This window comes from Winogradskyella sediminis (genome assembly GCF_003387355.1).
In the GTDB taxonomy this organism is placed as follows: Bacteria; Bacteroidota; Bacteroidia; order Flavobacteriales; family Flavobacteriaceae; genus Winogradskyella; species Winogradskyella sediminis.
This window is the reverse complement of record NZ_QUNH01000001.1, coordinates 937,135-958,139: the sequence shown is the minus strand read 5'-3', so window position 1 is coordinate 958,139 and position 21,005 is coordinate 937,135. Positions and strand designations below refer to the sequence as shown.

The following is a 21,005-nucleotide window of genomic DNA, read 5'->3' as shown; positions in this document are numbered from 1 at the left end:
CTAACTGAACAGCGTCAGCAAATTTACCAATCCTTATCTGTTTTTACTTTTGCTCCTTTTTGTTTTTCTGCATTCATTTTTTCCTGAACCTTTTGTTCTTGGTTTTGCATCGCTTCTAAAATATTCTTTATCTGCTGTGGAGACATTTGTCCTGGTTGTGGCTTAGGCTTTTGGTTCTTATCCTTATTGTCTTCCTTACCTTTGCCGTCGTCCTTTTTATCATCTTTTGGTTTTCCGTCATCATCCTTTTCCTTATCACCATCTTTTTTATCCTGGTCTCCTTCGTCTTTTTTATCTTGATCGTCCTTTTGGTCTTTATTGTCTTTATTCTCGTCCTCTTTCTTTTGCTCGTCTTCCTTATTTTGTTGGTCGTCTTTGTTCTCGTCCTTTTTATCATCTTCTCCTCCACCATCATCTTTTTGCTGATCGGCACATTCTTTAGCTAAAGCGTAGTTGTATCTCGACTCTTCGTCATTAGGATTGTTTCTCAATGCATTTTTATAAGCTTCTACAGCTTGTTTACATTGCTTATTCTGCATTAAGATATTGCCAATATTGTGGAATGCTCGGTGCTTTTCATCCTTTGTAATAGCATTATTAGCCGCTTCTTGACTTCTAAACAAAGCTTCGTCAAAACTTCCTTTTTTATAGTAAGAATGGGCTAAATTATAGGCTCCTGTTGCTTTAGACGGAGCTTGGGAAATGGCTTCTCTGTACGCCATTTCAGCCTCTACATAATTATCTTCACTAACCAACTCATTCGCTTTATAAACCAAGTTATTAGCCTTTTTTTCGACTTTTAACTGTTCTTTATTTAGATCTTGGGCACACCCAAAACCTCCAATTAAAACGGTGATAAATAGTATATAAAATTTCATTTGTATCTTTTAATTATGAAAACAACCTCTAAATTAGTAAAGCCCTTACAGACTATGCGTTAAAAAATATTTAAAAATTATAATCGTACATTTCAGCACCTTAGATATAGGTTTCATTGAATAAGTTAAGCTTCTTTAACCAACCCGTTTTTCGTTCTAAAAAGAAAATATCGATAAATAGTAATAGAATTCCGAAAGCCAAAAACCACTGAAATTGATCTTTAAAATCTGCAATTTGTTTGGATTCAAATTCCTGTTTATCCATTTTATCTAATTCTCCTTTAATGGCTTCTACAACCTCGGCTGTATTACTACCGTTAATATAGACACCATTGGCTTCTGCTGCGATTTCTTTTAATGTGGATTCATCTAATCTCGTAATTACGGTTTCCCCTTGGTTATCTTTTTTATAATTTAAAACCACGCCGTTGCGTTTTATAGGAATAGGACCTCCTTTGGTATTACCGACACCTACCGTTAATATTCTTATGCCTTGCTCTGCCGCTTCTTCAGCAATATTTAGGGCTTCGCCATCGTGATCCTCTCCATCTGAAATAATAATTAATACACGATTGGCTTGATCTTCGTTATCAAAATACGTTTTAGAAAGCTGAATAGCTTCACTAATAGCTGTTCCTTGTGAGGACAACATATCGGTATTCATATTTTGCAAAAACATTTTTGCTGAAGCGTAATCTGTTGTAATTGGCAATTGCGGAAATGCTTTACCTGCATAAGCGATTATACCGATACGATCGCTTACTAAGCTGTTTACAATTTGCGTGACTAACTGTTTTGATTTTTCTAAACGATTGGGAGCAATATCTTCGGCTAGCATACTTTTAGACACATCGACTGCAAAGACAATATCGACTCCTTCGCTACGAATTGTTTCTAACTTAGTCCCAATTTTAGGGTTTACCAAGGCTAAAGACAAACATGCAAAGGCACAACAAAGCACCACCACTTTTAAAACACTTTTAAATAGCGATTGATTTGGGCTCAAACGCTTTAATAACGTAGAGTCTGCAAATTTTTTCTGTGTTGAGCGCCGCCAAAATTGAAGCCACGCAAATAGCAAAATAATTACCGGAATTACCAATAACGTCCAAAACCATATGTTTTCATCGAGTCTAAACAAAGCTTCTAAATATTGTGTTTCTTAATACTAATTCTATCAATAATAATAAGCCTGCCAACAGCACTAATGGCCTATATTTTTCATCGTAATTATAATATTTTGTCTCTTCTACTTCTGTTTTTTCAAGCTTATTGATTTCTTTATAGATTTCTACTAACTTATCGTTATTAGTGGCTCTAAAATATCGACCTCCGGTTTCTGAAGCAATTTCTTTCAATAAACTTTCGTCGATTTCTACCTGCATTCTACCATATCTAAAACTGCCATTTGGGTTAAAACCAATTGGAGATAATGCCATACCATTTGTACCTAAGCCAATGGTATAAACTTTAATACCATATTCTACAGCCAACTCGCTTGCAATTTTAGGGTCTATAAACCCAGAATTATTAACTCCATCCGTTAGCAGAATAATAACTTTACTTTTGGCTCTACTATCTTTTAATCGATTTACAGAAGTCGCTAAACCCATACCAATAGCAGTACCGCCTTCAATAATAGAATTGTAATTAATATCTCGTAATGATCGTTTTACGATAGATTTATCACTTGTAATTGGTGTTTTTGTATAAGCTTCACCTGCATATTCTACTAATCCGATGCGATCATTAGGACGACCGTCAATAAAATCGGCAGCAACTTCCTTTAAAGCGTCTAATCTATTGGGACGTAAATCTTTTGCTAGCATACTTGCAGAAACATCAATGGCCATTACAATATCAATTCCGCTAGTCGTTTTTGTTTTTGTAGAGACATCTACTGTTCTTGGTCTTGCCAAGGCTGTAATTAAAAGAGCTAAAGCAATTAGTCGCAATGCAAAAAGCAGATGCCTAAAGTTTGTCCAGAAACGAGATGCACTTTTAAACCCTTTAATGCTCGACATTTTTAACTCTGCGGTCTGTTTACTATGTTTTAAAACATGCCAAACGATTGCTATTGGTAACAGCAGCAGTAACCAGAAAAATTCTTTATTTAAAAATTGTATACTCTCTAACATTATTCTTTCTCTTCTTCAGGTTCTTCAGATTTAAGTTCTATAGAGTTCGTTATACGTTCTATCATTTCATCAGCGTAAGCATCATCTTTAGACCATGTTATTACAATTTGCTGTAATACGTTGTCATTAGAAAAACATAGTAAGATATACTCTGCATCTATTAAATGCTCTGTTCCTGGCATTTTAAGATTTAACGTTCCAAATGTTTTTAAACCTTCGGCATTATTTGGGGTGATAAACTTATCTCTTTTAACCGTAATATCTGTGGCGCCTTTTGCTTCAAAACCTTTTATCGTTTGTTCTGATACTTGTACTAAATCAAACGTTGGCTTATCTGTGTTTTCACCCTGTGGCGATTGTTGTTTAGGAGTTTTAAGGGTCGTTGTATTAATCACTACACTAAACGCATCTAACATTGTGCCATATGCAAAAGTCGTCATGTTAACCTGAGCTTTTGCTTCCTCTGGAACTTGAGGTTCTACACGTTTTAAAACCTTTGGCGTTTCAATCCAAACTGGTGGAAATCCATAAGCGCTTTTTACCCATTCACCTTCTAAGAGTTCTTTACTTTCATGACCAATGATGGTATCTTTAACATAACCAAAGCCATATTTAATCCCAAAACCAACAAAGGTAGCGATGATTAGAAATAAGGAAATACCAACTGTAATCCATATTTTTCGGCGCTTCTTTCGACGCTCTTGGGCTTCTTTATATTTTTGATCTAATAATTTTTCTTCTTCAGAGGGCTCTGGTAAACTTACTTTTACATGATCTATAGCTTTATCTATAGTAGATTTATCCATCTCTGCTAGGGCTGTATCTGGTGCTGACTTGGCAAATTTAACTAAATCGGCACGTCGTAATATAGACTCAATATGTAAAATTGTTTCTTTAGAAAGCGGTATTTGGTTGCCTTCTTTTAACAAATTTAATCTTTCTATCAGTTCTGAAGTTGTGCTCTCTAAGGCACGATCGTACACCTTTTCGTCTAAGTATTTTCTAATGATAAACGTCAATTCAGAATAGTATTCCTTAACCTCAGCACGCATTAATAATTGACTTTCATCTAGTTTTTTCAATGCTAATTTTGCACGATCATAAGGAGGCAATAAAGCTATTTCCTCTTCCTCTGATAACGGTTTTGTTCTCCAAATAAACCAATACAATAGAAAAGCGACCAATCCAATGGCTAAAACGGCAATTAACAACCATTTCCACCAATCACTTCCACTTTCTTCAACTTCAATAATAGGCTTAATATCATAAAGTTTCTGTTTGGTTGTATCAACCACAATAGTATTAACCTCAACTTTTAAAGAATCCGTAAAAAAAGGTTTTTCGCCAATAATAACTTTTTGTCTCGGAATTGTATACGCACCAGAATCGAATTGTGTTAGCTTATAAATTCTTGACAATATAAATGTTGCTTGCCGCTTTGTGGTGTCTATTTTTAAGGCTTCAACATTTTCTAAAGGCATAAATGTTTGGCCTTCTGGAAATACTACTAAGTCTAATGAATCTGCCTCAACGTTTATTTTATAATTAATTTGCTCACCAACTCTTATTTTGGTGGTATCGATTTCTGTTGAAACTTGGGCTGCAGAGAAAAAAGAACCCCAAAAAAAGAACATAGAACACAATCCGAATACAGAAGATCGTAGACGGAAGACTGTTGCATCCTTTTTTTTAGTTAATATGGTGATTATATATTTTAAACTTTTCACTTTACAATTCTTACTTTACACTTTCTACTTCTTCATGATTCCTACTTTAAGCTTCGAACTTGTTAAGCTCTTCTTCTAAAGTATCCTAATAATTTTTTCACATAACTCTCATCTACTCGGCAATCGATGACTCCTGCTCCAGATTTGGCAAAACTATCTTTAAAATAGTGTACTTTTTCGTTATAGAATTTACTGTAATTCTGCCTCACTTTTTTAGAAGCTGTATTGACGAGCATTGTTTCGCCTGTTTCTTCATCTTCCATTTGTACCATGCCTAAATTCGGAATTTCTTCTTCACTTTGGTCATAGACTCTAATTCCTGTAATATCGTGTCTGCCAGATGCTATTTTCAGGGTTTGTTTATAATTGTCTGCCACAAAATCTGAAAGCACAAAAACAATTGCTTTCTTTTTTAAAACGTTAGATAAAAACTTAAAGGCTTCTGCAATATTGGTCTGTTTACTTTTGGGCTGAAATTCTAATAATTCTCGAATGATTCTCAGCACGTGAGAACGTCCTTTTTTCGGCGGAATAAAGAGCTCTATTTGGTCTGAGAATAAAATGAGTCCTATTTTATCATTATTCTGAGTGGCGGAGAATGCTAAGGTAGCAGCAATTTCCGTTACAATTTCATCTTTAAACTGATTTTTTGTCCCAAAGAGTTCACTACCAGAAACATCTGCCATAAGCATCATGGTCAGTTCTCGTTCTTCCTCAAATACTTTAATATGTGGTTCGTTGGTCCTTGCAGTAACATTCCAATCTATATTTCTAACATCGTCACCAAATTGGTATTGGCGCACTTCAGAAAACGTCATACCACGACCTTTAAAGGTTGAGTGGTATTCACCGCCAAATATATGATCAGACAACCGACGTGTCTTAATCTCTATTTTTCGTACTTTTTTAAGAAGTTCTTTAGTGTCCATTTTTTTGTTTTGTCATTCCGCATTTCATGCGAAATCTATCAAATTAAATATTCTATAAATGATAATGAGATTCCTGCCTTCGCAGCAATGACAAGGCTATGGTACTTCGATTTCGTTTACAATCTTGTTAATGATATCTTCTGAAGTAATGTTTTCTGCTTCAGCTTCGTATGTAATTCCTACTCTATGACGTAACACATCGTGCACTACCGCACGTACATCTTCTGGTATTACATATCCTCTTCGCTTAATAAAAGCATAACATTTAGCAGACGTAGCTAGGTTGATACTTCCACGAGGAGACGCACCAAAAGAAATTAAAGGTTTTAAATCTCCTAATTTATATTTTTCAGGGTAACGCGTAGCGAAAATAATATCTAGAATATACTTCTCGATTTTCTCATCCATATAAACCTCCTTCACAGCCTTTTGAGCACTTAAGATTTGAGCTATAGACACCACAGGATTTACTTTTTCGTATGCTCCTTTTAAATTGGCTCTTACAATTTGTTGCTCATCATCTATAGTTGGATAATCGATAACCGTTTTTAGCATAAAACGATCCACTTGTGCTTCTGGCAATGGGTATGTTCCTTCTTGTTCTACCGGATTCATTGTAGCCATTACTAAAAATGGTTTATCTAAACGAAAGGTTTCGTCTCCAATAGTAACTTGTTTTTCTTGCATGGCTTCAAGTAAAGCAGATTGCACTTTTGCTGGTGCTCTGTTTATCTCATCTGCCAAAACAAAATTTGCAAAAATGGGTCCTTTTTTAATGGTGAAGTCATTTTCCTTCATATTAAATATTAAAGTACCAACGACATCTGCAGGTAATAAATCTGGTGTAAACTGAATTCTACTAAATGTGGCATCGATAGCTTTTGAAAGTGTATTAATTGCCAATGTTTTTGCTAAACCTGGCACACCTTCTAACAAAATATGACCTTGACCTAATAAACCGATGAGTAATCGTTCTACCATATGCTTTTGTCCAACGATCACCTTATTCATTTCAAAGGTTAGTAAATCTACAAATGCACTTTCTCTTTCTATCTTTTCGTTAATTGACTTAATATCAACTGTACTCGTTTCTTCCATTATTTAAGGGTTTAAGAACATAACTATGTTTGTACCATTTTAGGAAATCTATCCCATAAATGGTAGTGTAATTTTTAGAGGATGCAAAATGTTAAAATTTTTCGTTAGTTGCTGTTAACAATTGGTTAAAAAAAGAAAGAGTAACACCTAAGTATTACTCTTTTATAAGTATCAATCATGGATTAGGATAATTAATATTCAATTTGTCTTATCTCTGTATACAATTTAGGATTTAATACCATCATATTATCCGACGCATTATAGCTAATAGATTCATCGAGATTAAGGTCTAATACAATGTCGTAAATATGATTTGCTTCAAACGCTGTATGCACTAAGTTAGAAGGTGTATCACTACCTTTATCAGTAACATCTAAACTTACTAAAGTCTGGTTAATATCCATAAAATTGTTATCTCCTAAAACAATTCTAATCTCATAAACGTAAGCAGATTCAATTTCTACAAAATCTACCAACTGCAATTGAGTATCATTATTTAGCGCGCTGATATTCTGCGCACCAGTATTAATAGCCTCTAGACTAACCCAATCATTAGCCGTACCTTCTTTTACTCTGATTTGCACATCTGCAATATCTAAGTAAACCTTGTTACTATCTTCAGTGGTACTTTTTAAGCTTACCGAAACTGCAGCTATTGATGTATTACCATTATCCGTATCCTCTTTAGAACAACTCATTGTGCTCGTTAAAATGATAAACGTAAAAACTAAAACTTTTAATGTATGTAAATGCTTCATGATTTGGGGTATTGAATAATTACAGGACAATGATACTTCATATGGTATGTTTTGAGTATTTTTATGCATGAATTGCATAAAAACCCATATAAACTGAAAATTAAGTGAAATATTCTCGATTAATTGCAGGTACAATGACCTGGGGAAGCTGGGGAAAACAGCTCTCAAACATAGAGATGGAAGCCTTGATCAACTTCTGTGTTTCTAACCGTATTACTACTTTTGATCACGCTGATATTTATGGTGCTTATACTACTGAAGCCGAATTTGGCAAAGCACTTGCAAGCTCTAGCATTAAACGAGAAGACATTCAGCTCATTTCAAAATGCGGTATTCAAATGCCTTGTGAGAACAGAACCGCCAAGCTTAAACATTATAATTACAGCAAAGATTATATTATATGTGCTGCTGAAGATTCCTTAAAACATCTTCAAACAGATTATCTGGATCTATTGTTACTACACAGACCTAGTCCTTTAATGCATGCTGAAGAAATTGCTGAAGCGATTACCATTTTAAAAAAAGACGGAAAAATTAAAGCGTTTGGTGTTTCTAATTTTACACCATCTCAGATGGACATGATTGGTTTGCGTATGGATATTGATGTCAATCAAATAGAATTTTCATTAACTGAACACACTGCCATGTATAATGGCACTTTAGATTTCATGCACGCTTCTGGTATAAAACCAATGGCTTGGTCCCCTTTAGGTTCGGTTTTTAAAGATGATAATGAACAAACGAGACGCATCCGTAAACAACTTGGTGCCTTAATGGATAAATATAACGCCACAGAAGATCAGTTGTTACTGGCTTGGGTTATGAAACATCCATCTCAAATTCATCCTGTGGTTGGCACTACAACACAAGAACGCTTAAAACTTGCCGTTGAAGCCACAAAGATTAACATAGATCTGGAGGATTGGTTTTTTATTTTAAAGGCCTCACAAGGACACGAGGTTCCTTAAGAAATTATAATAAAGGCTAAAATATTGCGATTTTAAAACTAAAAAACAATACATTAATAAAAAAGATTCTATCCTTACAAGAACCATTAACGATTATGGCTAAAACAGCATTAATTACAGGTGCAACTAGCGGAATTGGTAGAGCAACGGCTCGCGAATTTGCTCAACACGGCATCCACTTAATTTTATGTGGACGTCGACAAGACCGTTTAGATAGTATTCAAACCGAACTTTCTAAACTTACTGACGTTTATACTTTAAATTTTGATGTCCGAGATAGAGATCAAACTTTAAAGGCTATTGCTTCGTTACCAAAAGCATTTCAAAATATAGATATCTTAATCAACAACGCAGGAAATGCACATGGCTTAGATCCTATCCAAACTGGAAATTTAGATGATTGGGATGCTATGATGGACATTAATGTAAAAGGATTGCTCTATGTTAGCAAAGCAATTATACCAGGCATGACCGAGCGCAAATCCGGACACATTATTAACATAGGATCTTCTGCAGGAAAAGAAGTATACCCTAATGGGAACGTTTACTGTGGCAGCAAACATGCGGTTTTAGCAATAACGGAAGGCATGAGAATTGATTTAAATCCTTTTGGTATTAAAGTTGGAGCTGTTAATCCTGGCCTAGTAGAAACGGAGTTTTCTGAGGTTAGGTTCAAAGGTGCTTCTGCTGCCGACCAGGTATATAAAGGTTACAAAGCTTTGCAAGCAGAAGACGTTGCGGAAGTCATTTATTTTGCAATCTCTAGACCAGCGCATGTGAATATTGCCGATGTGTTGATGTTTTGTACGGCTCAAGCTAGTTCTACGATAGTAAAAAAAGATATATGAAACTTTGGTTAAAGCATTATTGGCAGGATTTAATTTCAGATTATGCTGATACTGCTTTAATGGATACATTATGGACCACGATTGTATCAAAATATACTTCTAAAAACAGACATTACCACAATCTGTCTCATATTTATACTATGTGTCTTCAATTAGAAGGCTTTACCAATGAAATTGAAGATTTAGAAAGCTTAAAATTAGCGATATGGTTTCATGATATTATCTACAAATCCACTAACATAGATAATGAAACCCTAAGCGCAGACTTTGCTGCTAAAGCTTTAAATAAACTACCAACCGATGTGTTCAATATTGAAAAGATTACAAATCTCATCATATCAACCAAAAAACACAAATGCCTTCTTACTGAAAACAATGATAATGCGTATTTATTGGATTTAGATTTATCAATTTTAGGCACTGACTGGAAAACCTATAGCACGTATCTTCAAAAGATTAGGAAAGAATATAAAATCTACCCAGATATTATTTACAAACCTGGACGAAAAAAAATCTTAAAACATTTCCTTGAAAGAGATACGTTATATTTTACTGAAAGATTTAAAACTCAATTTGAAAAACAAGCTCGTAACAATTAAATGAGGGAAATAAATACGCTATAATCCATGTAATCACAGTACGTAGAGTTATAAACATGATTAACAAAAGACTTCTCATAAAGCACTTACTTGCTCACAACGATGAGAACAGTTTTTATGACAAAAAGCGAAAAATAAATATTAGTCAGAAAGAAGGAAAAGCCAAGTTCTTAAAGCATGTATGTGCACTATCTAATAGCAACCCTAAAAACAATTCATTCATTGTTATTGGCGTAGAGGATGAAGATAATAGGATTATTGGTGTCGATTTTTTTGATGACAGTAAAATTCAGAATCTTATTAATGCCTATCTCAACAACCCACCGATTGTACAATACGAAAACATTCCTTTTCCTCATTTACCAGACGATAAAGTTGTAGGATTAGTAACCATAAGACCTAATGATGAGATTACATCCCTCAGAAAAAATATATGGAAATATTATGGTGGATCCGTGTTTTTTAGAGATGGTAGCATTAGCATGCCCAAGGTTTTTGATATTGAAATTAAAGATGTCAATTCTGAAATCGTAACAGCCATAGAAAATAATGCCCAAAATAGTATCGAATTAACACTTGACGGTGTTTTTGATTTTATGAATAAGCGTCAAGATTTTAATCCACAATACAAAGTCTTTAAAGAATATTTTGTGTTATGTTGGTCTGGTGTAAAAAAACAGGTAAAGAATGAAATCTTCTTTTCTAGAGTGGATATCGAATTAATTAACGAGCAAGTACGTTTATTTTATTCGGCTTTAGATGAAGTTTCTATTGCATTTACCGAAGACACCTTTAAGATTGTAGAATATGTGAGGCTTGGTCTACATCAATCTTATAAATACTATAAGCTTGAAGAAAAGATCATTCACTTTGAAGATAATGCCAACTATTCTATAGAAGTTAATCTTCTTTTTGAACCTCCACAATTTGATAAAAAGGTTTTACACCATATATATAATGCCAATAACGCTATTTTAAAAAAGCTTGAAAAAAAACAAGAACTAACCGTACACGAAACAAAAGATGTTAGGAATTTAGCTGCAAGTTACCTCATCTGTTACCTCAATGGATTTTCGGATGCCTTGATAAAATTAGAAATCATAAAGCCTTACCTAAAGAGTTACAATAGAGAATTCTACTATTCTTATAAAGAAACCATGCGTATATTAAGAAAAGTAAAATATAGTTAGTTCGTCGTAATTAATACGATTTTCGACCTTTTTTTTAGCATCTTATCGAATGAAATATCAAAACGATACTGATTATACATTTTTTTCTACCATTCATCATATATTTTGCCAACCACAGAAAATATTAGTCATATTTGTAATGCTATTAATCAATTATAAACCTTGTTTCTCTAAAGCCAAAAGCTCTATATTGAAACAAGGTTTTTTTTATCCCTCATATTAAATGCTCTAGGTTTCGAGGTATTATCATAAAATATTTGGTGAAATCTGCCTTCCATTAAAATAACATCTTCATACTTATCGAACAAAAGTGACAAAAGCATTCCAACTTGTAAAAAAGCGCTTTAATCACTATTTCCATTTATAGGTTAGATAGTATAATTTTACGCCTATTAGTCTACAAAACGAGAGATTAAATCGCGACTACCTATAGAAAAAGTAAGTCCTAAACCTACCTTATGGTAAGTGCCTTTACTAAAAAAATTATCTAATTCTGAAGGTACCATTATATCCATTTTACTCACATTATAGCTATAATCAATATATATCATAAAGTGCTTTGTCAATTCATACTGAAGATACAAACCATAACGATTTAATTTACCTGAATCATGTTGTTCTGCAATATTAGAATTGCTAAAGCCGTGATTTTTATAATCTAAATCGCTATCTACAGAGATATCAAGTCCTAACCGCAACTGATCCGTGGGGAAAAACTCATAACCAACATAAACGTAATTCTCTGCTATTCTTGATTTTCTATAATTACCTAAGCGTTCTTGGTTTGTAACATTAAAATAGCTTGCAGATGTTGCTAGCCCGACAAATAAATGTTTATAGATATACATTTGAACCTTAAAGTCTATTCCAGATTTGCCTTCTAAGCCTTCTCCCATAAAATTATCACCACTTGTAAAAGGCTTATGGCCACCAATCATAAATGCAAAAAAACGCTGACGCTCTTGTGAATTGAAAAACGAACTTTTGGTGTCTTCAGTAACCCCTTCTGGTTGTTTTTCTTGAGCAAAACCCAACGAACAACACAAGCCTAAACCAATGAACCATATGGCTTTAATAATTGAACGTAAAGTCATAATTTTCATCATTTATAATAATATACTCTGTTATCTCTGGTTGTTCATTTATGGTGTAAGTAAACGCTACAACCTCACCTAGTGGGACTTGCAATTGCCATTGATCATCAGGATTGTTATCATTTAAAGTTTGACTTATAGATCGCTCTTCGAAACAACTACTTTGATAGTTATTGAGGGTGGTTCCTTCATAATACTCTAAACAAAAACCTTCAACATAATTTATACTATAGGTTATGGTATTAAATTCACCACTCGTTCTTATAATATTAAAGTTAAAATTGGCTAACTTTTTCAACCTAACAGTTTCGAGATTAAAAGTTAAATCTAAAGGAGTAAAATTGAGCGTATTAGTTTTATAAACATAGGTCGTATAAGCGTCATCTAAACCCACTTCTATAGCAAAGTCTTCGTCTTTATCAAAAAAGGATATAATAGAAAAGCTCCCATCAGAAGCACTGAAACCTTCCCCTAATACATATGAATTTTCTCCTCCACTAAAATTTCCTCTTCTGGTAAGCACAGTTACTTTTGCCTCTGGGACAGGGATATTATTCTGATCCTCAACCGTTCCTTCTACTAAAATCCTGGTATTGTCTTCTAGTTGAACTTCACAACCTAAGACCGTCATTAAAAAACACGGTATTAAGAAGAATTTAAATAAAAGTTTCATATGTTGAAATAGATCGGTTACATAATAGATGCCATTTGTAAGAAAAGGTTGCGTACTACAATGTTAAAAAAAAAGCCACATCTTTCGATATGGCTTTAAAATATTTAAAAATTTAACCTTAGCTTAAAGATCAAACTTAATCCCTTGTGCTAATGGTAATTCATCAGAATAATTTACCGTATTGGTTTGTCTTCTCATGTAGACTTTCCAAGCATCTGAGCCAGACTCACGTCCTCCTCCTGTTTCTTTTTCACCACCGAATGCTCCACCAATTTCAGCACCAGATGTTCCAATATTAACGTTAGCAATACCACAGTCAGAACCAGCATACGATAAAAACTTCTCTGCTTCTTTCATCTCATTAGTCATAATGGCTGATGACAATCCTTGAGCCACACCATTTTGCTTTTCAATAGCATTTTCTACGTCTCCAGAATATTTCATTAAGTATAATATTGGAGCAAATGTTTCATGTTGAACGATTTCAAAATGATTTTCAGCTTCAATAATTGCTGGTTTTACGTAGCAACCACTTTCGTAACCTTCACCTTCTAAAACTCCACCTTCAACTAAAACGTTTCCGCCTTCAGATTTCGCTTTTTCAATAGCCGCTAAATAGGTTTCAACTGAATCTTTATCGATTAATGGTCCAACGTGATTATTTTCATCTAACGGATTACCAATCTTAATCTGTCCGTAAGCACCAACAATGGCATCACGTACTTTATCGTAAACCGACTCGTGAATAATTAAACGACGTGTAGAAGTACAACGTTGCCCACAAGTACCCACAGCACCAAATACAGCACCAGGTACCACCACTTTTAAATCAGCAGTTGGTGTAATAATAATGGCGTTATTTCCTCCTAATTCTAATAACGATTTTCCAAAACGTTCAGCTACTGTTTTACCAACAATACGTCCCATTCTTGTAGAACCTGTAGCAGATACTAATGGAATTCTAGCATCGGTAGTCATAAACTCACCGACTCTATAGTCTCCATTAATGATACAAGAAATACCTTCTGGCATATTATTCTCTTTTAAAATTCCTGCTATAATATTTTGGCAAGCCACAGAACATAATAATGATTTTTCAGAGGCTTTCCACACACACACATCACCACAAATCCAAGCTAAAGCAGTGTTCCAAGCCCAAACAGCTACCGGAAAGTTAAATGCTGAGATAATACCAACTACACCAATAGGGTGCCATTGTTCTCTCATCACGTGACCGGGACGCTCTGAAGGAATCGTTTGTCCGTTTAATTGACGTGATAATCCCACAGCAAAATCACAGATATCAATCATTTCTTGAACCTCACCGTAACCTTCTTGTAAAGATTTTCCCATTTCGTAAGAGACTAATTTCCCTAACGGTTCTTTTAGTTCTCTTAGTTTATTTCCAAACTGACGTACAATTTCGCCACGTTGTGGTGCTGGTACATCTCTCCACGTTTTAAATGCGCTAGTCGCTGCATTCATTACTTTATCGTAATCTTCTCTTGTGGTCGTTTTAACTTTTCCTATTAATTTACCATCTACTGGCGAATACGATTCAATAATCTCTCCATTAGAAAAATTGTTAGATCCTGTAGAAGACCCTTCATTTATATCTTTAACGCCTAATTGTTCTAGGGCTTCTTTTATTCCGAAATCGGTAGCTACGGCTTCCATATTTGCTTAATTTTTATGAATTATTAAAATTTTATGCGAAGTTACTAATAAATTGTTAGTTAGTCGCAGCTTGGCTTCCTTAAATTAGTTAGGATGAACTCTTATCTTTCCTAACTATGGGAAGTCTTAAAGCTAAAAATAAAAAACTGCAACATAGTCATCTTAATTCATTAGATTTAGCACAGAATTTATTTTTTTAGAATCCACGTAAGAACAAAAAGTGAATCCATATTTTATCAGAAAGCACACTAAAAATATCGTGTTGTCTTTAGTAAAAAAATCTCAATCTTATTAACTCATTCACTAACAATTCTTAACTTTAAGAACAATTTAACAATAACCTAAAGTCTAAACGTTTTAAAATTGCCGTACTTATTTAACAAGAATGTACTTACTCTTGTTTTAATCACAATTTAAACTAAAATCCATCATCATGAACATCAAAAAGCACCTCCTCCTACTCTTAATTCTCGTTTTTGTTGTGTCATGTAAAAAAACACCTGTAGAAACTGATAATATTTTTAAGTACCGAGATTACATCAGTTATACCACCTCAGGTTTAGTGTCCGTTGCCGATCCTATAAAAGTTAGTCTTTCAGATACGGTTAACGGATGGGAAATCGATAAAACCCTACCAACAGAACTTGTCAAAATAACACCTCACGTTCAAGGCCAATTAAAAGCCATGAACAATCACACCTTACTTTTCACACCAGATGAACATTTAGAACCTGCCACAGAGTACACTGTAAATGTTAAGTTAAATAACATTTATAAGAACGTTCCGAAAACATTTGAAGAATATACGTTTCAATTCAAAACCATCACACCAAGTTTTAATATCACCACCCAAAACCTACAATCCTATAGTAAAGAATGGCAGTATATGTTTGCGCAATTACGATCGGCTGATGTAATTTCACTTGCCGAAGCTAAAAAATTAGTGTCTGCTTCTCAGAATTCAAAATCATTACAATTAGTGTGGAATGACGCTGCTGAAACTTCAAAATTCTTCGAGTTTAAAATAGATAGCATCAACCGTTTAGTTGAGGACAGTAAAATTGATATCGCATGGGATGGATCTGCCATAAAAGCGGAAAATAAAGGTGAAAATTTTATTACTATTCCAGGCAAAAATAACTTTACCATTGTGAATACGGAGGTTGTTCAAAGTCCTGAGCAATTCTTATCCCTTAACTTTTCAGATCCTTTAGTGAAGCAGCAAAATTTCGCAGGCTTAGTGTCACTTCAGGGCGTTAAAAACCCTAAATATATTGTTGATGGCAATGTGTTGCGTGTGTATCCAGATTCTAAATTGGTTGGAGATATTCAGGTTGATGTCTTTACAGGCATTAAAAATACCGATGGTTTCAAATTAAAAAAGCCGTTTTCAGAACTGGTAACCTTTGAAGAATTAAAACCTGAAGTAAGACTTATCAGTAACGGAAGTATTCTTCCAAATTCAAAAGAATTAAAATTCAATTTTGAAGCGGTTAACTTGAGTAAAATCGATGTGAGAATCATTAAAATATTTGAAAATAACGTCCTTCAATTTTTACAAGATTACGACCTCAATAGCAATGACCAATATGCCATTAAAAAAGTAGGACGACGTATCGCCAAAGAAACCATCACCTTAATTCAAGAAGAACATCAAAACACCGGCAAATGGAAAGCCTACAGCATCGATTTATCTAAATATTTAAAAGCAGATCCTGGTGCTATCTATAGAGTAGAATTAAGTTTTAAAAAGGAGTATTCGCTTTACGATTGTACGTCAAACGCTGAAACAACAACTATTGATGAAGATGATTACTACGACGATTATTACGAGGAAGATGACTACGTTTCTGAGGAAAGTACTGAGGAAGAAGAAGACTTACGCGAAGAACGCTATTGGGACAATTTAACCTATAGCTACAGAAATACCAATTACCGTTGGAGAGATAGGGACAATCCATGTACCGAATCTTATTTTAACTACGGCAATCGTGTGGTATCTCAGAATTTAATCAGTTCAGATCTTGGTATAATTGCGAAGCAAGGTGCCGATAACACGTATGTATTTGCGGTGACTAATATTTTAACGACAAGCCCGGAAAGCGCTACAAAAATCACCTTATACAATTACCAACAACAAGAATTAGCCGATGGCATTACCAATAAAGAAGGCATGCTAAAAATCGACGCTAAACACAGAGCTGCTTTTGCCATTGCAATTAAAGGGAGCAACGTGAGCTATATTAAATTACACGATGGCATGTCTTTATCATTGAGTAAATTCGATGTGTCTGGTAACCGATTACAACGCGGACTTAAAGGGTACATTTACGCAGAACGTGGCGTTTGGCGACCTGGAGACAGTTTGTTTTTAACCTTTATGTTGAATGACGTTGCGAATAAACTACCAAAGCGTCATCCTGTAAAATTAGAAATCACAGATCCTGTTGAAAAATTGGTTTATAGAAAAATATCTACGGACAACCTTAATAATTTCTATGATTTCATTGTACCAACCTCAACCGATTACAAAACCGGAAACTATAACGCGAAAGTTTCTGTTGGTGGTGCTACATTTTCAAAAGGCTTAAAAATTGAAACCGTAAAACCAAACCGATTAAAAATTAAAATCGATTTTGAAGACGAAATCCTAACCAATAACAAACCACTTCAAGGCGACTTAAACGTCACGTGGTTACATGGTGCACCAGCGAAGAATTTAAAAGCTGAAATAAAAGCTAAATTCACATCAACATATACCAATTTTAAAGGCTATAAAGATTACGTTTTTAACGATCCTACACGCACATTTAATTCTGAAGAAACCAATGTGTTTGAAGGTAATTTAGACGCAGACGGAAATGCAACTATCAATTCAAAATTGAATATTGGTAAAAATGCCCCAGGTATGTTAACGGCTCAATTCCTAGTAAGAGCTTTTGAAAATGGCGGTGATTTTTCACTCGATGCCTTTACCATGCCTTATGCACCTTACGAGAGTTTTGTTGGATTACAATCACCAAAAGGCAATAACTACGGTTCCTATTTTACAGATGAAAATCACAGCTTCGATGTGGCAACCGTAACAGCTGAAGGGAAACCTATGAAAAGAGAGAAATTAGAAGTCAAAGTTTACAAAGTCGAATGGCGTTGGTGGTGGAATTCCTCTTACGACAATCTATCGAGCTACGTATCGAGCAATTACCACAGACCAGTGCAGTCCTTTTTAGTCAATACAGATGCTAACGGTAAAGCGAATTTCAAATTGAAAATTCCAGAAGACGAACGCGGACGTTACTTAATTAGAGTTGTAGATCCTGTTAGCGGGCATGCCACAGGAAGAACGGCGTATTTCTATAAAAACTGGTGGTCTTCAAATCCTTCAAACGATAAGGAAGCGGCTAAAATGTTAGTGTTTTCAACCGATAAAGAAAATTATAATGTTGGAGAAACTGCTAAATTAACCTTCCCTTCAGGTTCAGAAGGCAGAGCTTTAGTCAGTTTAGAAAATGGTTCGGAAGTATTGCAACAGCAATGGGTAAAAACGAAACCAGGTGAAACGACTATCGACATTCCTGTAACTTCAGAAATGGCACCAAACGTCTTTATCAACATTTCATTATTGCAACCACATGCCATAACATCTAACGATTTACCGATTCGTTTGTATGGCGTCATTCCGATGATGGTAGAAGATCCTGCAACCAAATTAGAACCTCAAATTAAGATGCCAGATGTTATTAGACCTGAGCAATCTTACGAGATAAAAGTATCTGAAAGAAACAACAAGGCCATGACCTATACCATTGCTGTGGTGGAAGAAGGCCTTCTAGATCTAACCCGATTTAAAACACCAAATGCTTGGGATAGTTTCTATGCACGTGAAGCATTAGGCGTGAAAACCTGGGATATTTTTGATGATGTTATTGGTGCTTATTCCGGTAGTATTGATCAAGTGTTTGCCATTGGTGGTGATGGCAGTGCGGCTGCTGGAAAAAACAAAAAAGCCAACCGTTTTAAACCTGTAGTGACGTATTTGGGCCCTTTCCTTTTAGATAAAGGTCAAACGAAAACACATCAACTTAAAATGCCAAATTATATTGGTGCAGTAAGAGCTATGGTTGTGGCAGGAAACAACGCCACAGAAGCTTATGGAAGCGTTGATAAGTCTGTTCAGGTGAAACAACCTTTAATGGTTTTAGCCACTTTACCACGTAAATTAAGTCCTGGTGAAAAAGTGACATTACCTGTAACCGTTTTTGCTATGGAAGACAAGGTTAAAAACGTCAATCTATCCTTAAAATTAAGTGATGGTATTAGTGCAAAAGGAAACGCGACACAATCCCTTTCATTTGATAAGCCAGATGAAAAAATGGTCTATTTTGAATTGGATGTCACCAAAGCAAAAGGCATCAATACCGTTGAAGTTATTGCGACAGGATACGGCGAAAAATCAACCTATAAAGTTGAAATTGACGTGGAAAACCCTAATCCATTTACATCGCGTGTTATGGATTATGAATTAGAAGCCAATGCCACTAAAAACATCGACGTGACTACCTTTGGAGTTGCAGGAACAAATTCGGCTACGGTAGAATTTTCAACCTTACCACCAATGGATTTCACAGGGAGATTGCAATATTTGGTTCGTTATCCTCATGGGTGTTTAGAACAAACCACATCTAGTGTATTTCCGCAATTATTCTTAGCTGATATCTTTGACTTAACGACTCAAAAGAAAAAAGAAGTTCAAAGTAATATTGAAAGTGGCATCAAACGTTTAGGGAATTTCCAAAAAGCCAATGGAGGCATGAGTTATTGGATGGGAGAAAGTACGGCCAATGATTGGAACACCAGTTATGCTGGCCACTTTATGATTGAAGCGGAGAAGAAAGGCTTCGTTTTACCATTAACGTTTAAAAGCAATTGGATAGCTTACCAACAACAAGCGTCACGAAACTGGAGACCGAGTTATAAAATCTATCATTCCGATTTAGCACAAGCGTACCGTTTATATACCTTGGCTTTAGCTGGAAGTCCAGATTTAGCAAGCATGAATAGATTGCGTGAGTTTGAAGAAATTTCAAACGAAGCCAAATGGAGATTAGCAGCAGCCTATGCTTTAGCTGGACAGAAAGAAGCGAGTGATGCCATTTCAAAAACGGCTAATATTAATTTTCAGCCACCAAAATCTAACTATTACACTTATGGTTCAGTGGATAGAAATAGAGCTATGGCTTTAGAAACCATGATTATCACTGGCAATCCAAAAGCTAAAGACTTAGCAAAATCTATTGCTAAAGATTTATCGAGTGACAGCTGGATGAGTACGCAAACCACAGCCTACAGTTTATTAGCGATGGGGAAAATGGTGATTAAAAATGGAGGAAAAGATTTAAAACTTTCCTACAGTATAAATGGTAAATCAGAAACTATAGATACTAAAAATGCCATTGCGCAACGCAGTATCCCTATTACTGATGGCAGCAATCAAATTACGATTAACAACGCCAAAGATAATTTAGTTTATGTACGCATTTTAAACTCTGGCAAATTAAAATTAGGCGAAGAATTAGCAGAACAACGTGGCTTTACTATTTCAACAGTATACAAAGATTTACAAGGCAACAAAATTGATGTTAAAACACTACAACAAGGGCAAGATTTTGTAGCGACAGTAAGTATTTCAAATTTAACCAATGATTATGTACACGATGTAGCGTTAACGCAGATTTTCCCTTCAGGTTGGGATATCGTAAACACCAGATTTACCGCTTTTGGCGATACTACTGTGAGCCAGGCGAGATATACCGACATTAGAGATGATCGTGTGAATTTCTATTTTGATATGAATCCAAAAGGGAAATATGGCACCAAAACCTTTACTGTTTTATTAAATGCTTCCTATTTAGGCACCTATTATTTACCAGGCTCTCAAGCTGAAGCCATGTATGATAATGATTATTTGGTTCGCAATAAAGGCAAATGGATCACTGTAGAGAAATAACGCAGAGACCTGCAAGGTTTCAAAAACCCTGTAGGTCTTAATTAACCTAAATAATAATAATAATAATAATAATAATAATACCTACAAGGTCGAAAAAAGACCTTGCAGGATAAGTCATCACAACTCTCGTCAGTTCGAGTGATTCTGACTTTTTCGTCAGAATTGTATCTAGAACCATACAAATTAAAATGTTTCTCGATACAAATTTCAAGCTAAAAAAATCTTAAAATTCACTCGGAATGACAACAATATAAAGACTAAAAACTACTGAAACTAGTTCAGCATAAACTAAAACTTGTCGGTCGACAGACAAGAATCCTAAAATACTATTTAGGCTTTGAATTTATTTGAAGTATAAAATGTAAATTTTTTGTAATAAACGAGGCATCAAAATCAAGCATAGCCATAGCTATGGTTTATT

Annotated in this window: 15 protein-coding genes; 5 read left to right on the top strand and 10 right to left on the bottom strand. The window is 34.8% G+C overall.

The annotated features are described in order from the left end of the window. Window positions 1–23: 23 nt before the first annotated feature. The 7 genes from C8N41_RS04070 to C8N41_RS04040 form a co-directional block, all read right to left on the bottom strand. Window positions 24–878, bottom strand: coding sequence for a tetratricopeptide repeat protein (locus C8N41_RS04070; protein ID WP_115838309.1), 855 nt, complete (start codon window positions 876–878; stop codon window positions 24–26). A 100-nt stretch (window positions 879–978) separates the two neighbouring features. Beyond that, window positions 979–2,019: a vWA domain-containing protein gene (locus tag C8N41_RS04065; protein ID WP_092445530.1), complete on the bottom strand. Its 1,041-nt coding sequence runs from the start codon at window positions 2,017–2,019 to the stop codon at window positions 979–981. Then, complete coding sequence (locus tag C8N41_RS04060; RefSeq protein ID WP_115838308.1) at window positions 2,012–3,016, bottom strand: vWA domain-containing protein; 1,005 nt, start codon at window positions 3,014–3,016, stop codon at window positions 2,012–2,014. Before C8N41_RS04060 ends, C8N41_RS04065 begins: the two co-directional genes overlap by 8 nt. Beyond that, window positions 3,016–4,650: a hypothetical protein gene (locus C8N41_RS04055; protein WP_394364691.1), complete on the bottom strand. Its 1,635-nt coding sequence runs from the start codon at window positions 4,648–4,650 to the stop codon at window positions 3,016–3,018. Before C8N41_RS04055 ends, C8N41_RS04060 begins: the two co-directional genes overlap by 1 nt. 155 nt (window positions 4,651–4,805) lie before the next feature. Then, window positions 4,806–5,672, bottom strand: coding sequence for a DUF58 domain-containing protein (locus tag C8N41_RS04050; RefSeq protein WP_092445534.1), 867 nt, complete (start codon window positions 5,670–5,672; stop codon window positions 4,806–4,808). 96 nt (window positions 5,673–5,768) lie between these two features. Continuing rightward, the gene (locus C8N41_RS04045) at window positions 5,769–6,770 is read right to left on the bottom strand and encodes an AAA family ATPase (RefSeq protein WP_115838307.1); all 1,002 of its coding nucleotides are present in this window, start codon (window positions 6,768–6,770) and stop codon (window positions 5,769–5,771) included. Window positions 6,771–6,961: 191 nt separating this feature from the next. Then, entirely contained in the window at window positions 6,962–7,528 is a 567-nt protein-coding gene (locus C8N41_RS04040; RefSeq protein WP_170137085.1) for a DUF4382 domain-containing protein, read from the bottom strand. A gap of 104 nt (window positions 7,529–7,632) precedes the next feature. Between C8N41_RS04040 and C8N41_RS04035 the strand changes: the two genes are divergently transcribed. The 4 genes from C8N41_RS04035 (at window position 7,633) to C8N41_RS04020 (ending at window position 11,133) form a co-directional block, all read left to right on the top strand. Beyond that, window positions 7,633–8,496: an aldo/keto reductase gene (locus tag C8N41_RS04035; RefSeq protein ID WP_249033238.1), complete on the top strand. Its 864-nt coding sequence runs from the start codon at window positions 7,633–7,635 to the stop codon at window positions 8,494–8,496. A gap of 95 nt (window positions 8,497–8,591) precedes the next feature. Continuing rightward, window positions 8,592–9,344, top strand: coding sequence for an SDR family NAD(P)-dependent oxidoreductase (locus C8N41_RS04030; protein ID WP_092445543.1), 753 nt, complete (start codon window positions 8,592–8,594; stop codon window positions 9,342–9,344). Next, window positions 9,341–9,943 (top strand): HD domain-containing protein, encoded by a 603-nt coding sequence (locus C8N41_RS04025; protein ID WP_249033237.1) that lies wholly within the window; start codon window positions 9,341–9,343, stop codon window positions 9,941–9,943. The genes C8N41_RS04030 and C8N41_RS04025 overlap by 4 nt, the downstream gene beginning before the upstream one ends. A 56-nt stretch (window positions 9,944–9,999) precedes the next feature. Further along, window positions 10,000–11,133, top strand: coding sequence for an ATP-binding protein (locus C8N41_RS04020; protein ID WP_092445545.1), 1,134 nt, complete (start codon window positions 10,000–10,002; stop codon window positions 11,131–11,133). Between the two features lie 392 nt (window positions 11,134–11,525). On the opposite strand, the gene C8N41_RS04015 is transcribed toward C8N41_RS04020, so the two are convergent. The 3 genes from C8N41_RS04015 to amaB form a co-directional block, all read right to left on the bottom strand. Beyond that, window positions 11,526–12,227 (bottom strand): porin family protein, encoded by a 702-nt coding sequence (locus C8N41_RS04015; protein ID WP_147298926.1) that lies wholly within the window; start codon window positions 12,225–12,227, stop codon window positions 11,526–11,528. After that, window positions 12,205–12,900 (bottom strand): carboxypeptidase-like regulatory domain-containing protein, encoded by a 696-nt coding sequence (locus C8N41_RS04010; protein ID WP_147298925.1) that lies wholly within the window; start codon window positions 12,898–12,900, stop codon window positions 12,205–12,207. Before C8N41_RS04010 ends, C8N41_RS04015 begins: the two co-directional genes overlap by 23 nt. Before the next feature lie 123 nt (window positions 12,901–13,023). Continuing rightward, window positions 13,024–14,577: an L-piperidine-6-carboxylate dehydrogenase gene (gene amaB / locus C8N41_RS04005; RefSeq protein WP_115838302.1), complete on the bottom strand. Its 1,554-nt coding sequence runs from the start codon at window positions 14,575–14,577 to the stop codon at window positions 13,024–13,026. Window positions 14,578–15,010: 433 nt separating this feature from the next. On the opposite strand from amaB, the gene C8N41_RS04000 reads away from it, so the two are divergent. Beyond that, window positions 15,011–20,584, top strand: coding sequence for an alpha-2-macroglobulin family protein (locus C8N41_RS04000; protein ID WP_115838301.1), 5,574 nt, complete (start codon window positions 15,011–15,013; stop codon window positions 20,582–20,584). The last annotated feature ends 421 nt before the right edge of the window (window positions 20,585–21,005 follow it).